The sequence below is a fragment of the Enterobacter cloacae complex sp. IR5401 genome, from assembly GCF_049238425.1.
Lineage (GTDB): Bacteria > Pseudomonadota > Gammaproteobacteria > Enterobacterales > Enterobacteriaceae > Enterobacter > Enterobacter hormaechei_C.
Window position 1 is genome coordinate 173,096 of record NZ_JBMKHN010000006.1, and the last position, 19,485, is coordinate 192,580.

At 53.2% G+C, this 19,485-nt stretch carries 18 protein-coding genes; 8 read left to right on the plus strand and 10 right to left on the minus strand.

What is annotated here, in order from left to right; translation table 11 throughout:
* Positions 1–5: 5 nt before the first annotated feature.
* The 6 genes from ACOTX1_RS11415 to ACOTX1_RS11440 form a co-directional block, all read right to left on the minus strand.
* Positions 6–1,604: a hypothetical protein gene (locus tag ACOTX1_RS11415; protein ID WP_023315112.1), complete on the minus strand. Its 1,599-nt coding sequence runs from the start codon at positions 1,602–1,604 to the stop codon at positions 6–8.
* Entirely contained in the window at positions 1,582–4,176 is a 2,595-nt protein-coding gene (locus tag ACOTX1_RS11420) for a CS1-pili formation C-terminal domain-containing protein (RefSeq protein WP_032634353.1), read from the minus strand. Before ACOTX1_RS11420 ends, ACOTX1_RS11415 begins: the two co-directional genes overlap by 23 nt.
* Positions 4,177–4,182: 6 nt before the next feature.
* Positions 4,183–4,860 carry a hypothetical protein gene (locus ACOTX1_RS11425; RefSeq protein ID WP_022650117.1) on the minus strand — a complete coding sequence of 226 codons (678 nt, stop codon included), beginning with the start codon at positions 4,858–4,860 and terminating at the stop codon, positions 4,183–4,185.
* 45 nt (positions 4,861–4,905) lie between these two features.
* Positions 4,906–5,529, minus strand: coding sequence for a common pilus major fimbrillin subunit EcpA (locus ACOTX1_RS11430; protein ID WP_003860995.1), 624 nt, complete (start codon positions 5,527–5,529; stop codon positions 4,906–4,908).
* Positions 5,530–5,756: 227 nt separating this feature from the next.
* Positions 5,757–6,227 carry a hypothetical protein gene (locus tag ACOTX1_RS11435; protein WP_003860998.1) on the minus strand — a complete coding sequence of 157 codons (471 nt, stop codon included), beginning with the start codon at positions 6,225–6,227 and terminating at the stop codon, positions 5,757–5,759.
* An 18-nt stretch (positions 6,228–6,245) separates the two neighbouring features.
* A complete protein-coding gene (locus ACOTX1_RS11440; protein ID WP_263522119.1) occupies positions 6,246–7,058 on the minus strand; it encodes a winged helix-turn-helix domain-containing protein in 813 nt (270 codons plus the stop codon).
* 374 nt (positions 7,059–7,432) lie between these two features.
* On the opposite strand from ACOTX1_RS11440, the gene ACOTX1_RS11445 reads away from it, so the two are divergent.
* Genes ACOTX1_RS11445 through ACOTX1_RS11460 form a run of 4 tightly spaced genes read left to right on the plus strand, consistent with a single transcriptional unit; the run spans position 7,433 to position 12,350 of the window.
* Positions 7,433–8,017 carry a fimbrial protein gene (locus ACOTX1_RS11445; RefSeq protein WP_023315109.1) on the plus strand — a complete coding sequence of 195 codons (585 nt, stop codon included), beginning with the start codon at positions 7,433–7,435 and terminating at the stop codon, positions 8,015–8,017.
* Between the two features lie 52 nt (positions 8,018–8,069).
* On the plus strand, positions 8,070–8,762 hold the full coding sequence (locus tag ACOTX1_RS11450) for a fimbrial biogenesis chaperone (RefSeq protein WP_023315108.1): 693 nt from the start codon (positions 8,070–8,072) through the stop codon (positions 8,760–8,762).
* 15 nt (positions 8,763–8,777) lie between these two features.
* Entirely contained in the window at positions 8,778–11,270 is a 2,493-nt protein-coding gene (locus ACOTX1_RS11455) for a fimbria/pilus outer membrane usher protein (protein ID WP_023315107.1), read from the plus strand.
* 15 nt (positions 11,271–11,285) lie between these two features.
* Positions 11,286–12,350, plus strand: a complete 1,065-nt coding sequence (locus ACOTX1_RS11460) for a fimbrial protein (protein ID WP_022650114.1) — start codon at positions 11,286–11,288, stop codon at positions 12,348–12,350.
* Positions 12,351–12,356: 6 nt separating this feature from the next.
* Here the strand turns inward: ACOTX1_RS11460 and ACOTX1_RS11465 are convergent, their stop codons facing one another.
* Positions 12,357–12,992 (minus strand): LuxR C-terminal-related transcriptional regulator, encoded by a 636-nt coding sequence (locus tag ACOTX1_RS11465; RefSeq protein WP_015570092.1) that lies wholly within the window; start codon positions 12,990–12,992, stop codon positions 12,357–12,359.
* A 570-nt stretch (positions 12,993–13,562) separates the two neighbouring features.
* Between ACOTX1_RS11465 and ACOTX1_RS11470 the strand changes: the two genes are divergently transcribed.
* Entirely contained in the window at positions 13,563–14,183 is a 621-nt protein-coding gene (locus ACOTX1_RS11470; protein ID WP_023315106.1) for a LuxR C-terminal-related transcriptional regulator, read from the plus strand.
* Positions 14,184–14,259: 76 nt separating this feature from the next.
* Positions 14,260–14,940 (plus strand): EAL domain-containing protein, encoded by a 681-nt coding sequence (locus ACOTX1_RS11475; RefSeq protein WP_023315105.1) that lies wholly within the window; start codon positions 14,260–14,262, stop codon positions 14,938–14,940.
* A gap of 33 nt (positions 14,941–14,973) precedes the next feature.
* Here the strand turns inward: ACOTX1_RS11475 and nlpA are convergent, their stop codons facing one another.
* Entirely contained in the window at positions 14,974–15,774 is an 801-nt protein-coding gene (nlpA, locus tag ACOTX1_RS11480; RefSeq protein WP_023315104.1) for a lipoprotein NlpA, read from the minus strand.
* A 229-nt stretch (positions 15,775–16,003) separates the two neighbouring features.
* Positions 16,004–17,503, minus strand: coding sequence for an MDR family MFS transporter (locus ACOTX1_RS11485; protein WP_015570095.1), 1,500 nt, complete (start codon positions 17,501–17,503; stop codon positions 16,004–16,006).
* A 78-nt stretch (positions 17,504–17,581) separates the two neighbouring features.
* On the opposite strand from ACOTX1_RS11485, the gene ACOTX1_RS11490 reads away from it, so the two are divergent.
* Entirely contained in the window at positions 17,582–18,229 is a 648-nt protein-coding gene (locus ACOTX1_RS11490) for a TetR/AcrR family transcriptional regulator (protein ID WP_017383663.1), read from the plus strand.
* Here the strand turns inward: ACOTX1_RS11490 and ACOTX1_RS11495 are convergent.
* Positions 18,226–18,645 carry a GNAT family N-acetyltransferase gene (locus ACOTX1_RS11495; protein WP_023315102.1) on the minus strand — a complete coding sequence of 140 codons (420 nt, stop codon included), beginning with the start codon at positions 18,643–18,645 and terminating at the stop codon, positions 18,226–18,228. The two genes, ACOTX1_RS11490 and ACOTX1_RS11495, sit on opposite strands and share 4 nt — an antisense overlap.
* Positions 18,646–18,830: 185 nt before the next feature.
* On the opposite strand from ACOTX1_RS11495, the gene ACOTX1_RS11500 reads away from it, so the two are divergent.
* Positions 18,831–19,400 carry a TetR/AcrR family transcriptional regulator gene (locus ACOTX1_RS11500; protein ID WP_022646570.1) on the plus strand — a complete coding sequence of 190 codons (570 nt, stop codon included), beginning with the start codon at positions 18,831–18,833 and terminating at the stop codon, positions 19,398–19,400.
* The last annotated feature ends 85 nt before the right edge of the window (positions 19,401–19,485 follow it).

Sequence of the window (19,485 nt, forward strand, 5' to 3'; positions counted from 1 at the left end):
GTTGATTAATTCCAGGATGCGCTAACATCTATTCTTCCCTGCGCGGTCACTTCACCAAACCAGCTATTTCCGTCATAGGTGGTTTTCGATACCGGATTATCCATAACGAACTGGAGGATCAGCGGTGTTTTCCAGAGCCACATATCGGTCACGCCGGAACTCATTTTGTCCCACTCTTCCGCATGGGTGGCCGGCGCCGGGATCGACAGTACTTCGCCTTTACAGTTGTGCGCCATCAGCGTCTGGCTTTTCCCCACCAGCACGTTGCCCGGAATGGGAACCGTAAAGCCGTTGCCGCTAAAGGCGCAGTAGTCCACCCCATTCAGGCTTTGGGTAGGCCCGGTGACTTTTACCGTGACCGCAATCGCCGCATCTTTTTGCGCCCCGCTGTAGGTGATGGTGTAGGGGATCTCAATGGGCGCTTCGCCGATAATGCCTTTCCCTGAGCCGCCCAGACCGTCAGGATCGAGGGTGTAATCCGGGTTGTCTGGCACAATTTCCAGCCCGGGTTCGATCGGGTTAATCACCAGGCCGCCCCCCGGCTGGAAGCAGAAATCCGCCGCCAGCGAGCTGTTGCCGGGCGTCAGACACAGGCTGACGATATTGCCAATGTTGCTGCCGTCCCCCGCCTGCGCCACGCTCAGAATTAACGCTTTCGGCAAAAAGATTTTAAGGTACGCTTTGCCGCCGTTTTTCTGCGGCGCTGCAAGGAAGGTGTTCGCCAGGACACGCGTATCGCTCAGGATACCGCCGGAGATACTGTACCAGGTGTTTTCATCGAAGGTCAGCTCGGCGGCAAGCCCGGTGCCGCCGCTCATGTGCGATTGCAGCACGCTGTTGACGCGGGAAGAGGTGAGCGCCAGCCCTCCGTTGTAACCGGAGATATCTTCCCCAACAAATGTGTATTCGAGCAGGTCGCACAGGACGCCAGAGACCGTGTTACGGGTGTACTTGGTGCAGGTGGCCCCCGTTGATCCATCGACAATCGTCACCTCGCCGCTGATCGGGTCAATACCCAGGTTAAGCGCTCTGGAGTTGGTCATGGTCAGCGTGCCCACCTTGTGAAGCGTATTGGTGGTGGTCACTTTGTTGATGGAGCTGATTTGCGGCGTGGAGGTGATGGTCACTTCATCCCCTGGCGCGGCGTTGAGCAAATAGTTAAAGAACGGATCGCCCAGTACCCAGCGCCCGTATGACGTGCCGGGCTCCATCACCGGCGGCTTAACCACCATCGACGTGTCGGTATAGCTGGTCGTCGGGGTGTACCCCGTGTTGCCGCAGGACGAGGAACACGCCGTCCCTTTAAAGAACGGAGAAGCGCTGGAACCGGTCACCGAAAAGTCGATAGTTAACGCGCTGCCTGCCGGGCCGTTGAAGCTGTTGTCCGGGATGTAAGTGGCGATACCGTTATTCGTTTTCGCACTCAGGGTCGGCCACTCGCGCGAACCGTGTAAAAACGCGGTCGACGTGCTGTTCAGACTAAACAGCCCCGCGCTGTTTCCCGTACCGTTATTGTCCGGGTTATTAATGGCGAAATAGGGCAGCTCCTGCGCCTGGGCCGCCGCGCTCATCAGCAGTAAATTAAGAGCGAATATCTTTTTCATCGTCACGTTCCTGCGTTCCTTTTGCTTCCTGCCAGACGAAATCGCCTTTGTCGCAGGAGATGTCCCCAAGCCACAGCGCACCGCGGTTAGACTCGATGTCCAGGCGCACTTCGCAGACGCTGTCGTCCGGCGTGGCGATACTCAGGACAGGGTTGTTCTTATCAACGTCGATCACGAAGCGTCCGTCGTTTTCCGTCCGGGTCAGCCCGACGTGGTTTTTGATCTGCATGGCGCCAATCGGGGCCCCGTTTGCATCCACAAGACGACCAAACAGAGTGACGATTTTCTTCACCTGTGGCTTCATCACCACGGTATTGCCCGGATAAACCGTGATATGGCGACGCGCATTCGCGCCAATCTCATAGCTTTCCGTACCGGTTTCACTGTTCATCACTTCCAGGTCATAAGCCTGGTATGCCGGCAGCGACAGCCAGGTCTTATCCCCTTTGATGCGTTCTGCCCGGCCGTTAAGCTTCAGGGTCAGAGCTTCATCAGATTTGAGACCGGTACTGACAATCACCCCTGCGCTTTCGGTGCCTTTCCCGGCGGCGATGGCCTCTTTGGACCAGCCCACGCTGCCGTCACTGGTCAGCGTGGAGTTCCAGCCTTTACTCATGCCGCTCTGGACGCTGAGGATGTTGCTGTTCCACGGCGTGTCGAAGTTGACGCTGCCGCCGCCGCTTACGCTGCGATCCTGACGGCTGTTAAAGGCTTTCGAGACGTTGGCGGTAGCCGATTTCAGGTAATCGCCTTCAAACTGGCGGCTGGCGCTGACGTTCAGCGCCGTGCCGGTATCGCGATTGTGGGAAACGCCAACCGACACGGTATTGCCGAGCGGTATAGCGAAATCGAGCATCACGTAACGATCTTTCTCTTCGTAATACCCATCGTATTTGTTGCGCGACATTCCCACCCGCAGGCGCGCCGTACCGTAGCGACCGGCGTATAACCCCTGGGAGTAGTCCAGCTGATAGCGTTTATAGCGATAGAGGTCGTCCTCCTGGCGCATCAGGCTCAGGTTGCCCGCCGAGGGCAGACCGAACGACGGCAGGCTAAAGGAGGCGCCCCAGGTATTGCCCTTGCTCTCATAGATATCGAGGAACTTGCCACTGGAGAGCTGTTCATGGGAGTACCACACCGAACCGATCTGCCACGGCAGGCTGAGATTCGCCCCATAGTTGGCGCGATACGTTCCGTCGGAGGCGGCCATGGTCTGGGTATTCACCGAGAAATAGCCCGTCAGGTTCAGGGAGGCCCACAGCTCGCTGACGATGTGTTCCCGCATCATGTAGGTGGAGGCGTTCCAGTCGACCATCCCGCTGCGCTTGCTGAACGAGGCTCCCACCAGCGACATGGTGTCTTTATGTTTGGTGTCGTAATCGTAGTAGTAGGTGTTGTCCTGCTCGTTTTTGCGTTTCGCGTATTTTTTATAATTGACGACGGATTTATCGCGGCTATACATCCCGCCCCACATCTGCCAGCGCAGCGTTTCCGACACGTTGCTGGAGAACGGCTTATTTACGGTGTACATGCTACGCGACACGGTGCGGCTTCCGCTCACCACCTCAACTTCGATGCTGTAGATCCCGTAGGGCAGGCTGCTGGTGTCAATTTCATGGTTGCCGACGTCAAAGCGCTGAATGCCGATAAGCTGCCCGTCACGACGAATACGGGCCTCGCCCGCCGTGGGGAAATAGACCACCACCGGCGTCAGAGAGAGCGTGTTATCGCGTTTGCGGGAGTTGGCCTGGTTGCCCATGGAAACGCCGTAGACTTCACCGCCGGAAATCCCGCTGACGCTCGCCAGAGACTGCATCGCCCAGCCGTTCAGCATGCCTGCGGCGTAGCGCATCCCCTGATAGTCGCGCTCCCACATAACCGCGTTCATCTGGGTATCGCTGCTGCTCTCGTTGACGTAGCCAGAGCCATCGATCAGCACATGATCGACGCCCATTGAGATCCAGTTTCTCGCGTTCAGATAGCCCGACGACCAGCTGTCACCGTAGCCGCTCTCGGTGTGATACGCCCCGAGGTTGTAGGAGAACGTGCCGCTCAGGTCGTCAGACTCCGGCGCATCAATATCCACCTCACGCGGGCGAATATTCACCCCGTAGTCGCTCTGCGACAGATTCAGCAACAGGCGCATTTTTTTCTGATCCAGTTCGAACGCCGAACCCGCGCTAACCGGAATACGCATCTGGTCATCAAACTGCTTATCGTTAATGCTTTGCAGTAACGCCCGCATCTCTTTTGACAGACGAATGCCGTTATCAGACTCCTGGACCTGAACGTCCCTCAGCCCCAGCTTCAGATCTTTTGCAAAGAGCGTCACGTCACCGATACGAACATATTCACTCGCCGTGCCTTCGTGGTTCCCTTGTTGTGCTGAGTGTGGACGCGTATTCACCAGATAGACGGGAATTTTGATCCCCTGCTCCAGCAGTGCATAAAGCGAGTCGGGAAAACGGTAATTAGCGATAACCACGGAGCTTGAGGCTGCATGCGCAAGCGCGGGCAGCGTGCCGGATGCGCAAGCCATCATCACCGGCAACACTAATTTATTTTTCACCATGCATCCTTACTTAACAGGAATGAACTGTTTCAGGTCCCATATTCCGAGATGAAAATGGTTATCCGTAACGTTGATATCCTCGATAGCGCGCGAGGTCTCTGGCATCAGGTAGAAGTTTTTGCTACACGGCGTGCCGGGGGATTCCGGATTCGGCTTCAGGCAGGTCCCGGTCGCATTGACGCGAAACGAGGTGTTCCCTTTATTGGTTATTTTTCCCGCCACATAGACGAAATCAATCTTCTTATCCCGGGGCTGAACCACCAGAATGGTGCTCACCACCGCGCGCGTCATCCCGGTGCCGTTTTTTGGCGAACCGCTGTCCACCTCTTCGCTTACCCCTTCATCCGTGAAGGTAATGCGGTAGTAACGCTCTTTGTTATCGGCGTTCCCGTGATAGTAAAATTTGACGATATTGCTGGTACCGGCGGGCATCACCATGCGCGTGGGCGTCAGCAACAGTTCGTCCACTTTCTCCGGATTAATGACGATCCCTTCATCCATTGGGCTGCTGATCCGCTGTGCGCGAACAGAAACAATACGCACGCTGTCTGCTTCGTTTTTTATTTCCTTGGCGGTGGAGTCAGCATCCGCAGAAATAATGGTGGTGACTTTTCCCACATTAATGGCCAGCGCGGAGGAAGAGATAAATAATAAAAATAAGAAGGCGGATTTGAGGTTAAACATGCTATTTCCCTAAACAGGGGCTTGCGCCCCTGGATCGATCAGGCCTTAGCCCCAGGTTGCGCGGAACGCAACAGACACGGTCCCTTCCCACAGGCTGTTGGTCAGGTCTTTGAACTCTTTCGCCGTACCGGCATTGTCCTGAGCGGAGTCAACGTAGAAGACGAATTTGTCCTGGCCGGTAATTTCGGTATCTGCCGCCGCGCCTGCGCTGGTGGTCAGGTTCCACAGGCCAGAAGAGACGCCGGTGTTAGAAGAGGAATCAACCAGCGTGGTCCATGCGGTTGATTTCGCCCCCACGGTGCCACCGATAGAGCCCAGGTCGTTACCGCCCCAACGCGCACCCACTTTCAGCTTGGTCGCTTCACCACCCACGCTGAACAGCGTGTTGTTTGAATCGTCGAGGATAGCTTCGAGTTTGAAGCTGGTCGCCGTAGAGTGATCGCCACGGATAGCCACATCAAACAGACCGGTGTCGGTGTTGAAAGATTTGGTGTTGGCGCTGTAAACAAAGTTCAGAGCACGCGTTGGCGTAACAACCAGATCGGATTCGCTGTCTTTGGTCGCGGTTGCCTGCCATGTGGCAGAAGCCGTCGTTTCTGCTGCATTAACTGCGCTCAGGGCAGAAACAGACAGCAGGGAGCCCAGAACGATAGCGTTCAGTTTGTTCATTTATTTAGTCCTTCAAAAAAGAATCCACGTGTATAAAAAGGGGAGCCCCTTTTTCGAGGCGGAGTATAGACAGCCGCAAAATAACGAGGCAATACAGAAAAATTCACTCGACGGAGAGCAACAATAAAAATATAAATAAATTTCTCGTATCTTATTGTTACGTATTGAGTAAATTACTCATTTTCCCGAGCAATAGATAAATATCGATTTTTTAATAAAGAGAAATATCAGGACGTCGGTACAGCCACACACATCATTACAGGCAACACCAGCCCCTTAATTAACCACGCATGTTTTTTTACGCTGGTAATATAGAAGAAGTTGATATTATCAAGTAACATTTCGTTTACAACGCCATCCGGCGCCGCATCATCTTCAGATTTATTCAGCTTTTTATCCTTAATATAAAAGATATTGCTTCCATCGACTTTTTCCACGCTGAGCGTGTAATTTCGGTCAATCAGGTAGCTTTTGCCCTCTTTCTTGAGCACGCCTTTATGAATAACCGTTACAACATCTTTGTTGTTAAACAGGAAAAGCGTGGTTAGCGACATATCGGTTGACTCACCCGTGGAATATGTTTTCCAGGAAATGGTATCTGACTGGCAGCCAAACCCCTCATCCTGCGTTCTGGTAAAATAGATCCATAACAACGCGATGACAGACAGCGCCAGTACGATACTGAACAGTACACTCATTTTAGTCCTTGACATATTTTAACTCCCGGTCAGGCTTCTGTAAGAAATGCAGTTCTTATAATCGTCGATACTGTCCTGCTGATAACAGATGGCCAGGAAATAATTTTCTATCTGCGACTTTTTAAACCTGGAATAGTAAGCATCTGCAACCTGATGTTGACAGTCGATATGTTGACTGCCGATGACCTCTTTTACGTGATTAAAGTAGTGCTGTCGCGGCTGATACATATTCTTATCGATCAGGTATACCGTACACCGGTCCACTTTACCGAGCAGATGCATATCAGAATCTTTCAGGCTCTCGGCATAGGAATCCCTTTGGTGCAACAGTAAAACAGCGGTGCCGATAACGGTAATCAGTAATAAGGTGCAGAGAGAAATAAAGAGTCTGTGCAGCGATATTAATTGTTTAGGCGGATCGGCATCTTTCTTATGCGCTAGCGTATCGAATGATTCAGAGGCAGATTGTTCACTAAGCGTTGAAACAACCGGCGGCCTGACCGTGTGGTGTTCAATATGCGCGGCAAGGCTAAATCCCTTGCCACGTATCGTTTTTATCAGTAAAGGGTCGCATCCTAATGTACGAAATGCTTTTCTGATTTCACTTATGGCAACATTCAGACTCACCGAAGAACCAGAGAAACCATGATCCTCCCAGACCTTCTTTATCAGGTCGTCTCTGTCGAGAGTTTTACCATTATTGATGATAAGTTCATAAAGCAGACGATCCGCCTGGTTAGATAACTTAATGGATGACTCTTCCTCTCCATTAATCATGATCATACCGGTGTCGACTTCATAAAGCATTGTAAGATCAATGAGATACTTCATATTATTATTACGCCATTGTTAAAATTATGTGCATTTGCCAGGCAATAATAAGTCTAAAGTTTGTGTGGTCAAGTCGCGTGATATTAATTGAGAGATGAATTCATAAAGCTTCATTAATTAACAATTATTAAATCATTAATAAAAATATTTGAACCAACGCATTTAGGTTAAAACATTAAAAAAAACTAACACACAAGATTATAATCTTAAACTTTAGAAATTGTTGGAATAATGTTTTGTTATGTACTTTTTTAGTGCAACATAATATCGTCAAAGCATTCTCCCGAGTCGCCATGCGTCTAGCCGGTACATCAGGGACATGTGTAGCCGATTAACATTCATTTTAAATAACACAAATCTTCATGGAGTTTATCATGTTCAAATCGATCATGACCGTATCACTGCTGGCCGCCGCTATTGCCTCTACCAGCGCAGTGGCCGCAGACAATTCGGCGGGTGGTATTATTAACTTTACCGGCGCTATTACCGATACAACCTGTACCATTAACGGCGGTAAAAGCGCAGACTTTACCGTTGCGCTTTCCCCTATTTCGGTAAAAGATGCGGGCACCACGGTTGGCCTGATCACTAAGAATAAAAAATCTATTGCGCTGACTTTCTCAGGTTGTTCACCAGCAGCCGAAACGACCGGCACCCCGCTGAAAGTGTATTTCTCCAGCGCGGATAATATTTCCACTGACGGTAAATACCTGCTGAATAACAGCGTGAACGAAAGCGATGCCAGCGTGGCACGTAATGTCGGTTTTGCGCTAGTGGAGCCAGGTTCGTCCACGCCAATTACCCTGAACCAGCCTTACACCACGGATATTATGGGTACAGCGACCGCGCCAGATTCCGAGACGCTGACGCTGGATGTTTATTATTATAAAACGAACGCCGCTGCCGCCACCGTGGGCGAGTTAAGCTCCAACGTAACGTATACCATTTCCTACCTGTAATAATGATTATTCAGGCTCTGTTTTCGCAGAGCCTGTATTTAAGGTTGCAATCATGCGCAAGGCAATTTTGCTGGCAGGTTTACTGCTAAGCACCGGTCACTCGTGGGCCAATATTGTCATTAATGGCACCCGTGTCCTTTATCCTGAAAATAACAAAGAGGTGATCGTCCAGTTAATGAATACGGGCGATGCGCCCGCTCTGGTGCAATCCTGGATAGATGACGGTGATATTAATTCCACGCCGGAAACAGCCAATGTGCCGTTTTTGCTGTCGCCGCCAGTGATAAAGGTTAACGAACATAATGGCCAACAGCTTCGTATTAAAAAGCTGCCGTCCAGCTTGCCTGCGGATCGCGAATCCGTCTTTTTCCTGAATGTTCTCGACATTCCGCCCAGACCTGAAAATCTGCAAAATCAGAATACCGTTCAGCTGGCGATTAAATCCCGTATCAAACTTTTTTACCGGCCCGCTGCGCTGAAAGGCACGCTGGATGACGCGGTGGCGAAACTGACGCTCGCCGCCGAAGGCGATCGCTTTCGCATTACAAATAACAGTCCGTTCCATATTACGGTCGCCAATATTTCGCTGGGTAAAACGAAATTGCTCCAGGAGTCCCCTATGGTTTCCCCGTTTGGGCAGGTGACGGTCGCCGCAAAAAATACGGTTAAGCGGGGACAGACCTTCCAGCTGATGTATGTGGACGATCTTGGCGCGTATAAAACCCGGACTTTCACCAGTCAGTGATCGGAAAGACTCACCATGAAAATGAAACAAAACAGACTCTGTCTGCTGGCAGTCTGCACGCTTCTGCTTTCGCATAAATCAGGGGCCGTCTCGTTTGATCCCTCCCTGCTTGCTGGCGCATCCGGTGAGTCCGATCTGTCTCGCTTTTCCGAAAACAACGCCATGCCTGCCGGCAGCCAGGAGATGGATATCTACGTAAACGGCAGCTGGAAGGGACGTTATACCGTCATCTACGGCGAGCAGCGTGACGACATCCGCATTGCCTGGAAAGATGCCCGGTCGCTTGGCATCAACACCACGTCCGTGCCTGCGCCCGCCATTGCGCACGGGCAGGTTCAGCTGCGCGATCTGGTTCAGGGCGGTGAAGTCAAAACCGATACCAGCACCCTGAGTCTGGCGCTTACCGTTCCGCAGGCGGCCGTGCTGCGTACTGAAGAAGGTTACATTGCCCCCCAGTTCTGGGACGAGGGGATACCGGCGCTGATGCTCTCGTGGAACACGACCTGGTACAACACCCGCGCGAAAGGCGCTGCGAAAGACACAAATGATGATTTTTATGCCGGGCTGGATTCCGGCGCCAACCTGTTCGGCTGGCAGTTTCGCGACAGCAGCGCCTGGCGGAAAACGGCCAGCGGAGAGAGTAGCTGGCAGAATAATACCCGCTACCTGCGCCGTCCCCTGGCCTCGCTGAAATCCAACCTGACGCTGGGTGACTTTTATATTCCTGGCGATCTGTTTGATTCCCTGCGCGTGCGCGGCGTGTCGCTGGCGTCGGACATGAAGATGCGCCCAAATTCACAGCAGGGTTTTTCACCGGTGGTTCACGGCGTGGCACGGACGAACGCCCTGGTGAAAGTTATCCAGAATGGCAACGTGATCTATCAGGAGAATGTGCCGCCGGGCCAGTTTACCCTCGACAGCATTCAGCCTACCGGCTCCGCGGGCGATTTGCTGGTGGTGGTGCGTGAAGCGGACGGTTCACAGCAGTCCTTCACGGTGCCGTTTTCCGCCGTACCCGGGATGCTAAAAGAAGGGGTGAGTCAGTACAGCGTGGTGGCGGGTAAAGTGCATCAGAACACGCTCGATGCCGAACCCGCATTCATGCAGGCCACGCTGCGCTACGGGTTTAATAACCTCATCACCGGGTATACCGGGACGATTATTAGCGATAACTACCAGGCCGGGCTTGTCGGTACCGGGTGGAACCTTCCCTTTGGCGCGGTCTCGTTTGATGTCACCCACGCCAAAACCACCCTACAGGATCGCACCAGCAGCGGTCAGAGTTATCGCGTGTCGTACAGCAAATTTATCGATACCACCGCCACCAACTTCACCCTGGCGGCCTATCGCTATTCCACTAAAGGCTATTACAGCTTCAGCGACGCGCTCTATTCGCGCGAAGGGTATCAGCGCCTGAGAGCGCAGTACGACGACTATGAAGATCGGTTTGGCGTTGCGCCCGACATGTCGCTAAGCACCTGGGACGCCATGCGCGCGGCGCAGCCCAAGAATACCTTTACGCTTAACCTTAATCAGCGCCTGCTCAATAACTGGGGCACGGTGTTTGTCTCCGGCACACAGCGCGATTACTGGAACTCACAGCAAACCACGCGCGAATACCAGATGGGCTATTCCAACGCCATCGGCCGCGCCAGCTATACCCTGTCGGCCAGCCGGGTACGGAACAGGGACAGTGAAGAAGAGACGCGCCTTTACCTCTCCCTCAGCCTGCCGTTCTCGCTGTTTGATAATAATGCGTGGATCACCTCCAGCCTGACGGCCAGCGATTCGCATTACGAGCAGAGCAATATCAGCATGAGCGGGAACGCGCTGGAGTCGAACCGACTGAGCTACACCCTCTCCGGCAGTAATGCGCGGGGGGGGAAAAATGCGGCAAGCGTTAACGCCGCGTACCGTTCGAACTTCGCGACACTCGGTGGCTCTTACAGCGAATCCTCCGACTACCGCCAGACCGGGCTCAGCGGACGCGGCAGCCTGGTGGCCTACCCGTGGCACGTTCTCGCCTCAAACGAAACCGGCACAACCATGACTATCGTCGATGCGCCAAAGGCGGAGGGGCTGATGGTGAACGGCGATGAAAGCATTATGACGAACCGCGATGGCGTGGCGCTGGTGCCTTACGCCACCCCGTATCGCAAAAACGCCATTACGTTAACTGAAACTGAAAACAGCGCTGGCGCGGAAGTGATCGGCAATATGGCTAACGTGGCTCCTTACGACGGGGCGGTGAGCTATATCCGCTTTGAAACCGACAAGCGCCAGTCATGGGTACTTCATGCGACGCGCGCCGACGGCAAACCGCTGCCCTTTGGCACCGAAGTGCTGGATGAACATGGTGAATCTGTCGGGTATGTCGGACAGGCCAGCGTACTGTATATCCGTGCTGAACAGCCGCCACGCGCGCTCAACGTGCATCTCCGCGGCGGAAAGTGCGAAATCTCCTCCCCGGCCTGGGGGCTGAACAGCCCCTCATCGGTTTGCCATTAATTACGGATTATCAAAATGTTACGATCATTCATGTTCCTGCTCCTCACCAGCGTTAGCGGGATGAGCTATGCCACCTGCTCCGGCAGCAGCATCGTTTATGGCACACCGATTACCATTGATTTATCGGATAAGCTGAGCCCGGCCACGCCCACATGGACCGGCAGCTTCACCACCCAGTACAGCGGCTCGTTCAACTGTACGACGGGTAATAGCGAATTTTCTTACACGCCGATCCTCTCGACCGACAGCAAATACGCGACCATCCTCGGATTCAGCAACAACAAGTATATGGTGCGGGCGGAGATCACCAATCCCCCGGCCAATAAAACCCTGTCTGCCAGCGGTAGCCATACGGCGTCTGAGCTGAATACACCGTTTACGGTTCGCTTCACCCTCGTTAACCAGAGCGGCACCACCCTGACGGGGGATACGGCGAACATGAGCGACGTTCTGTTCGTCAGCGACATGAGCGGGTTATCTATCTGGGAAATCATCACCTGGCCAATCAATCAGGTCATCAAGATAGCGCAGTGGTTATTCAGCGGGTTCAAGTGGCCTTACGACAACCGCGATATGTTTGGTCAGCCGATGATCATCAAATACGCGCCAAAACTGACTACCTGTTCCTTTGATAATGCGGGGCTGACCGTGGCGCTGCCGACGCTCGGCATTCCCCAGCTCAGTGCATCCTCACAGCCGGGGCTGACGCCTTTTTCACTGAACATGAGCTGTCAGAACGTCGGGGTTAATGGCAATTCCGATCGGGCAATTGAGATGTTTCTGTCCAGCACGCAGCTGCTTTCGACCGACAGCTCGGTGCTGATCGACAGCAGCAGTAGCGCGGCGCAGGGCGTGGGGCTCCGCCTGATAAAACGTGACGCCCCGCAAACGCCGGTGACCTTCTCTACCTCGACCACCAGCCGTGGCAACGCCACAATGATCTTCAGCGTGGCGGCTGGCGCGGCGCTGGACGAACATTTCACCCTTCCGATGGCGGCGTACTATTACGTGTGGGCACCCGCCCAGGTGAGCCAGGGTAAGATCAATACATCGGCTACGCTGAATATTATCTACCCCTGATGTGGACTATTCCTCCATCTTTCCAACCGCCTGCACATACTTAATCAGTTCGCTGTGGTTGGAAAGATTCAGCTTTTTCATCGCATTATGCTTCTGCGTCGCAATAGTACTGACCGAACGGTTTCGATGACGGGCAATCTCCGTCGTTGAAAATCCTTCCACAATAAGATGAAGCACCTCCCACTCTCTGGCCGAGAGGATGGAGCGCGCCCGGGAGCCGGACCGCATTACCCGCCTGAGCCACGAAGAGATCGACGGTTTTTGCCCGTCCGCCATGAGCAACGCGGGTAATTCCTTTTTCAGTTCAGTCAATTCATCCTGCTGACTGATGGTTAATTCAAATTTCATCTCCAGAACTTTTTTTAACAGCCCGTAAGGCAGCTCGGGCACCAACAGAACACGCCTGACGTGATGGGTTTTACATAAAGATGTAAAACGGCTGCTGACCTCCGCGCTCCACTCTTTATGATTAAGCAGATAATTAAATTCAGTGAAGAAAACATCCACGTTATTATCCGCCACCGCCGCCAGCGCCTGTTCTGTGGAATCGACCTGAGTAATGTTCAGTACGTAATCGGGTAAAAGATCCTGGAGCGCCCGGAATATTATCTCTTTAAATATATTTATTTTGTAAAACACCATTACCCTTACGATACGTTCAGTATTATTCATGTCTTTTCTAAATTCTCGTGACCGGAGGAAAATGATAATAGTTTATGTACTCACCACTCACAACCTCTTCGCGCCAGGATTTTATCCTTCTCAGGCTTAAAAATCTGAACAAGGACATTAAATTCATAGAAAAAATTCTATTTTATTCTGCGCGCCGTTTCCCCTTGCAGATAAAGCCTTGTTGATAACTCTGCCACGATCACAATTTTTCTTACAGGAATAGCATTAAGCCACTGAAAAATCGGTGGATTAACCCCATTAATTAACCGTCCGATACTTATTATCCGCTCATTTACAGAATAAAAATCTGGCATGAATATTATTTGAAGATTAAAACAATTGCATATACCATTAAAACCATTTTTCAATTTTATCTTCCTCTAATAATTGGCATCAGCTTTACTCGACGGTTTGTATTGGCTTACATTGATGCCATCGCATCGCGTTATTTAAAAAAGTGCTCGCTATTCTTTTAATAAGAGAGTGCGAACCGCCATTTTCTCTTATATGGACTGTTTACTCAGCGAAAGGAGAATGCCAATGCAAAATAAAAAAACAATTCACGTTGCCGTTGTTGACAGCTGCGAATTCACGATGATTGGCCTGCAATCGCTTGGAAAGCGTGAGCCTGATGAAAAACACGACGTTATTTTCCATGGGTTTACCCATATCGAAGAACTTGCTATGAGTGAACAATTCTTTGATATCATCATTTATGATCCGTTGAATACGCGTCATTTCCGGGTGACGACGAACGACGACATTCTCTGCATTAAACAGAAACAAGTGACGGCGAAGATCTATATCTATTCGTTATCCGCTGGCTATTTGAAATTCAAACATGTTGATGGGGTAATCAGCAAAAGAGTCTCCCTGGGGGATATCAAAGCGCTGTGGCAAATACTGATGAGCCAGACGCCGCAAGAGTCTGGCCGTTACAACGTAGGCATGACGACCCGCTTACGCACCCCGGCGAGGCTGTCCAGCGAGGAGGCCAGCGTATTGCGCGGCTATTCCTGTAATCTCAAAACCAAGCAAATCGCCCGTCAGCTGGGGTGTAACGTCAGGCTGGTTTACTTTTATAAGAACAACGCCATGAACAAGCTTAAAGCCGTGCGTGGCCCCTCGTTTTACCAGAGCATTCGCTGGATCCTGAATTAAGAATTTGACCGTGTGTCGTTTGCCTTTTGTTCCCGTGTCCGCGGGAACCTTTTTTTCATTTCCTGAAGGCTGTTCCATGTATACCGTTCTTCCCTCTCCCCTGTTGCAACGTATCTCAGGGCTGCGCTTCCAGCCGCTTGTCGATCTTCATTCGGGCCAGGTGTTCGCGCATGAAGTGCTTGTGGAGATCCGTAACGTCAATCTTGAGGTGCTGTTTGCCTCGCTGCCCTCGCGCAGCGCGCTGCAAATCTTCTTCTGGCAGGCCAACACTCTCTTACAGATACCCGCCCGGGACGGTTACTGGCTAAACCTTCCGGCAGAGCACCTTCTCGACGAACGCGCTATCCGGTTGTTGCTGGCGTTACGCCATCAGCAGCGGTTAACGATTGAAATTCAGGATCCCCTGACCATCACACGGCTGAGCGAGGCTGAGCAACGTCATCTTCATGCCACGCTTGTTCGGTTAAAAGAGGCGGGATGGCAAATCTGGCTGGACGATTTAACCCGGGAGTTGGCTGAGGCGTTCGCGCGGCTTGCGCTACCGCTGGATGGGGTAAAAATTGACCGCTCAGCGCTGCGCGAGCGCGCGCCGCTTGCCCCGTTTGTGCAGGAGGTCAGGACAGGTATCGCGCAATCAATTCTTATCGAAGGCATCGAAAACTCGCGGGATCTGGCGCGCGCCCGCACGTCCGGCGCACAGTCTGGCCAGGGTTTTCTGTGGCCCGAAAGCCGAACCGATGCCCGCGTAACGCTTTGACGGCCAGCGGAGCGCTGGCCTTTTTACCGGGGCTTACCAGCCCGGCACCGCGCCACCGTTAAAAAGGGTCTCTGCCGCTTTCGCCACTTCCGGCGACTGATAGGACTGGATAAATTCCTTCACGTTTTCAGCGTCTTTGTTGTCTTCACGCGTGACCACAATATTCACATAGGGTGAGTTTTTGTCTTCAATAAAGACGCTGTCGTGTACCGGAGACAGCCCCGTTTGCTGGAGATAGGTGGTACTGATGATGGCCACATCCACTTTCGGATCGTCCAGCACGCGCGGCAGCTGCGCCCCTTCCAGCTCCATAATCTGTAAGTTTTTCGGGTTCGCGGTAATATCCAGCGCCGTTGGCAGCAGGCCAACATCCGGTTTAAGGGTAATCAGCTTCTCTTTTTGCAGCAGCAACAGCGCGCGGCCAAGGTTGGTGGGATCGTTTGGAATCGCAATGGTTGCGCCGTCCTTCAGCTCAGAGACCGATTTAATCTTTCGGGAGTAACCCGCCATCGGGAAGACGAAGGTATTGGCCACGGCGACCAGCTTGTAATTGTGCGCCTTGTTATCTTCTGCGAGGAACGGGCGATGCTGGAAGACGTTGGCGTCCAGTTCGCCCTGGTTGGTGGCATCGTTGGGCAGCAGCGAGCCGCTAAAGCCCACCAGCTCAACATCCAGACCGTATTTCTCCTTTGCCACCTTTTTGGCGACTTCCGCCACGTCCTGCTCAGCGCCATTGATCACGCCGACTTTAATGTGTCTGGCATCATTGCCGCCCTGATCACAGCCCGCGAGCAGCAGGCCAGTCAGGAGAAGCGCACCCAATCGAAGTTTCACGAGACAGTTCCTTTTGATAGACGTTTTGAAGACTATATCGACAACGAGACGGCAGGCTAAAAAACGAAAAGGAATCAGTAAGACGGTTAAGTTATATGCGGCCTGTTGCCGGGTGGCGCTGCGCTCACCCGGCCTACGTGACGGGGGAAGTGTAGGCCCGGTAAGCGTAGCGCCACCGGGCGATGGGCATCAGGCTACGGTAGTCCAGGCGCAAGCAGAACCGCTTCCCTCACGCCTGCCGACGCAGCGGCGCTTCGCGCAAAAACCACGACAGCACAAACGCCAGCACCATAATCCCCGCCGCCAGCATGAATACCGCATGGATCGCCGAGCCGAACGCATCCAGATAGTCCAGACGCAGGGCATCAGGCAGATGGTGTATGGCAACGGGATTAAGTTCGCGCGGCAGTTCCGCCCCTTCCGGCAGCCTGTCGATCAGGCCTGATTGCAGAATATGGGTGAACACCGCGCCAAACAGCGCAACGCCAATCGCCCCGCCAATGGAACGGAACAGCGTCACCCCAGACGTCGCGACGCCGTATTGATCGGCTGACACGCTGTTCTGCACCGCCAGCACCAGCACCTGCATCACCAGTCCCAGCCCCATGCCCAGCACGCCGGTAAACAGGTACAGCTGCCAGGTTGGGGAGGTGATTGAAATGCGCGTCAGTAACACCATCCCCACCACGCCGAGCAGCGTGCCGAGGATCGGGAACAGACGATATTTCCCGGTACGGCTGATGATGCGCCCGCTGATAATGGAGGTGAGCAACAGCCCCCCCATCAGGGGGATCAGCTGCAAACCGGCCTGCGTCGGCGTGGCGTCTTTTACCACCTGTAAATAGAGCGGCAGGAAAGTGACGGAGCCAAACAGCGACATGCCGATAATAAAACCGATCAGGCTACAGAGCAGGAAGCTGCGGTCGCGGAAGAGCGACAGCGGGATAATCGGCTCCCACGCCAGCCGCTCTTCGTAGATAAACCCGGCGATCCCCGTCAGGCCGAAGGCCAGAATACACCACAGCTGCGGGTCGCTCCATTGGCGGATCGTCCCGCCCTCGGTGGTAAACAGAATGATGCACAGCAACGCCATGCTGAGGTAAATCGCCCCCAGGTAGTCAATCTCATGCTTGCTGCGCCGCGCGCTGCCGTGGAAAACCGCGCCAATCACCAGCAGGGCAAACAGCCCCAGCGGCAGGTTGATGTAGAAAATCCAGCGCCAGGATGCGTGCTGAACGATAAACCCGCCGATCAGCGGCCCTATCACCGTCGCCAGGCCAAACACGCCGCCAAACAACCCCTGATAGCGACCCCGATCGGCAGGCGGGATCACGTCCGCCACGGCAGCCATGCTGATCACCATCAGACCGCCGCCCCCCAGCCCTTGCAGGGCGCGCATCAGCACCAGCTGGGTCATGTTCTGCGCCAGACCGCACAGCGCGGACCCTACAAGAAACAGCACAATCGCGATTTGCAGAACGATTTTTCGGCCAAACAGATCGCCGAATTTGCCGTACAGCGGCACCACGATGGTCGAACTGAGGATATAGGCCGTTACCACCCACGAGAGCTTATCCAGCCCGCCCAGCTCACCGACGATGGTCGGCAGCGCGGTGGAGACAATGGTCTGATCCAGCGCCGAGAGCAGCATCACCAGCAGGAGTGCGCTGAACAGCAGCTTAATCGACGGCGCCTTTTTCGCAGGTTGAGTCATTACGTCGGACTCCATAAGACATCACTTGAAATTAATTAATCGTATAATTAATATTTGTGGAAGTGATGAATAAGATCAAGAGATACGGTGACCATGCCAGCACAAAAGGACAATTCTGAACCCCGCCGCCCCGGTCGGCCACGCGGCGGCAAGCGCGTTACCGCCAGCCGTGAACAGCTGCTGGACATCGCCCTGAACCTCTTTTCCCGCCAGGGGATCGCCAATACGTCGTTGAACGCCATCGCCCGCGAAGCAGGCGTGACGCCCGCCATGCTGCACTACTACTTCAACTCCAGAGAACAGTTACTGGATGCGATGATTGAGGAGCGCTTCCTGCCGTTACGCGAGCGGATCGGGGCGATTTTCGCCGACAACCGGGATTCGCCGGTGGATGCCCTGACGGAAATGGTCAGGGTGCTGGCCGAACTGGCGGAAAAGTATCGCTGGTTTGCCCCGCTGTGGATGCAGGAGGTGATTGGCGAGATGCCGGTACTGCGCACCCATTTGCAGGCACGCTTTGGCGATGAGAAATATCACACCACGCTGGCAACCATCAAAGGCTGGCAGCAGGAAGGAAAGCTGAATCCGGCGCTGGCCCCCGAACTGCTGTTCACTACGCTGCTGAGCCTGGTGCTGGTGCCGTTCTCCCGCATGCGCAATGACGAGAGGCTTAGCGCCCTCTCGCCGGAGATCGTGGTGCGCCACGTGTTAGCCGTGATAGGCACCGGGATCGGCGGTTAAAGATTTTTGGACAGATAGTGTCTCTGCATTCCCTGATAAGGGTAATCCTGCAAGGACATCTGCACCTGATAACCCTGTCTTTCATAGAACGGACGCGCCTGGAAGCTGACCGTATCCACCAGCGCGTGACGACAGCCTTTGCGACGGGCCTCCTCTTCAGCCGTTTTGATAAGCTGGCTTCCCACACCCGTACCCCGCACGCTGTCACTGACCCACAGATAGTCGATGTTCAGCCAGTCGCCTTTCCGTACGCCGATTAACCCGCCCAGCATGACGCCATTATCGTCTCGCATATATACGCCAATATCGCCACTAAACGTCGCCAGATCTAAATACTGCGCGTTATAGGCTCTTAGCCCCGTTAATAATTCTTCTTTTTCTTCAGCCGTGACTTTATCTGTAATGCTCAGGTGCATAAATCTCTCCTTATTTTCAGCGCAATCTGAATATCTCACAGCTTAACCTTCATAAAAACTCCTTATTTCCTCCATTGTTTAAACAAGGAAATATTCATTCAATATGTAAATAAAAAAAACCTTTCCAATAGGCTCCGAAAACGTATAATGAGAACGATCATTCTCACTTTTTACGGTAGCCGACGATGAGCACAAAGCTGGAAGAACGACAAAAACTACGGCAGGACGAAATCATCACCGCCGCGCGCCGCTGCTTTCGCGCCAGTGGATTTCACGCTGCCAGCATGTCGCAGATCGCCAGCGAAGCCAGGCTCAGCGTCGGACAAATCTATCGCTATTTCAGTAACAAAGACGCGATCATTGAAGAGATGATCCGGCGCATTATCGACTCACGTATTGAGGAGATGCAGGGCAAAACCCTGGTTGAAGGGATGCCGCAGGCGCTTGCCTGGCGCCAGACGCTTAACGAAGATGATGACGCGCTAATGCTCGAAATGTCCGCAGAGGCCACGCGCAATCCGCTGGTGGCAAACATGCTGATCGAAGCCGAAGCCCGCATGTTCGCCAACGCCTGTGAGCACCTTAAAAAGCAGTTCCCCCACCTGAGCGATGAGCATATTCGCTGCTGCGTGGAGATTACCGCTGTGATGATCGAAGGCACGATTTACCGTCGACTCACGCCTTTAAAAGTACCGTCAGAACAATTAGAGCCCATATACCAGAATATTTTAAATATGCTTTTCTCTGCGAAGTAATCGCATGTGAATAATTAGCGGAAATAATTAATTTCCCTTTTTTCATTTCTGGCTCTGCCAGAGATGCGGGATCGCTGTGCTTTTA

Coding starts and splice junctions, on each gene's coding strand:
- ACOTX1_RS11415 (WP_023315112.1), bottom strand. CDS start 1,604: ATGAAAAAGATATTCGCTCTTAATTTACTGCTGATGAGCGCGGCGGCC.
- ACOTX1_RS11420 (WP_032634353.1), bottom strand. CDS start 4,176: ATGGTGAAAAATAAATTAGTGTTGCCGGTGATGATGGCTTGCGCATCC.
- ACOTX1_RS11425 (WP_022650117.1), bottom strand. CDS start 4,860: ATGTTTAACCTCAAATCCGCCTTCTTATTTTTATTATTTATCTCTTCC.
- ACOTX1_RS11430 (WP_003860995.1), bottom strand. CDS start 5,529: ATGAACAAACTGAACGCTATCGTTCTGGGCTCCCTGCTGTCTGTTTCT.
- ACOTX1_RS11435 (WP_003860998.1), bottom strand. CDS start 6,227: ATGAGTGTACTGTTCAGTATCGTACTGGCGCTGTCTGTCATCGCGTTG.
- ACOTX1_RS11440 (WP_263522119.1), bottom strand. CDS start 7,058: ATGAAGTATCTCATTGATCTTACAATGCTTTATGAAGTCGACACCGGT.
- ACOTX1_RS11445 (WP_023315109.1), top strand. CDS start 7,433: ATGTTCAAATCGATCATGACCGTATCACTGCTGGCCGCCGCTATTGCC.
- ACOTX1_RS11450 (WP_023315108.1), top strand. CDS start 8,070: ATGCGCAAGGCAATTTTGCTGGCAGGTTTACTGCTAAGCACCGGTCAC.
- ACOTX1_RS11455 (WP_023315107.1), top strand. CDS start 8,778: ATGAAAATGAAACAAAACAGACTCTGTCTGCTGGCAGTCTGCACGCTT.
- ACOTX1_RS11460 (WP_022650114.1), top strand. CDS start 11,286: ATGTTACGATCATTCATGTTCCTGCTCCTCACCAGCGTTAGCGGGATG.
- ACOTX1_RS11465 (WP_015570092.1), bottom strand. CDS start 12,992: ATGGTGTTTTACAAAATAAATATATTTAAAGAGATAATATTCCGGGCG.
- ACOTX1_RS11470 (WP_023315106.1), top strand. CDS start 13,563: ATGCAAAATAAAAAAACAATTCACGTTGCCGTTGTTGACAGCTGCGAA.
- ACOTX1_RS11475 (WP_023315105.1), top strand. CDS start 14,260: ATGTATACCGTTCTTCCCTCTCCCCTGTTGCAACGTATCTCAGGGCTG.
- ACOTX1_RS11485 (WP_015570095.1), bottom strand. CDS start 17,503: ATGGAGTCCGACGTAATGACTCAACCTGCGAAAAAGGCGCCGTCGATT.
- ACOTX1_RS11490 (WP_017383663.1), top strand. CDS start 17,582: ATGCCAGCACAAAAGGACAATTCTGAACCCCGCCGCCCCGGTCGGCCA.
- ACOTX1_RS11495 (WP_023315102.1), bottom strand. CDS start 18,645: ATGCACCTGAGCATTACAGATAAAGTCACGGCTGAAGAAAAAGAAGAA.
- ACOTX1_RS11500 (WP_022646570.1), top strand. CDS start 18,831: ATGAGCACAAAGCTGGAAGAACGACAAAAACTACGGCAGGACGAAATC.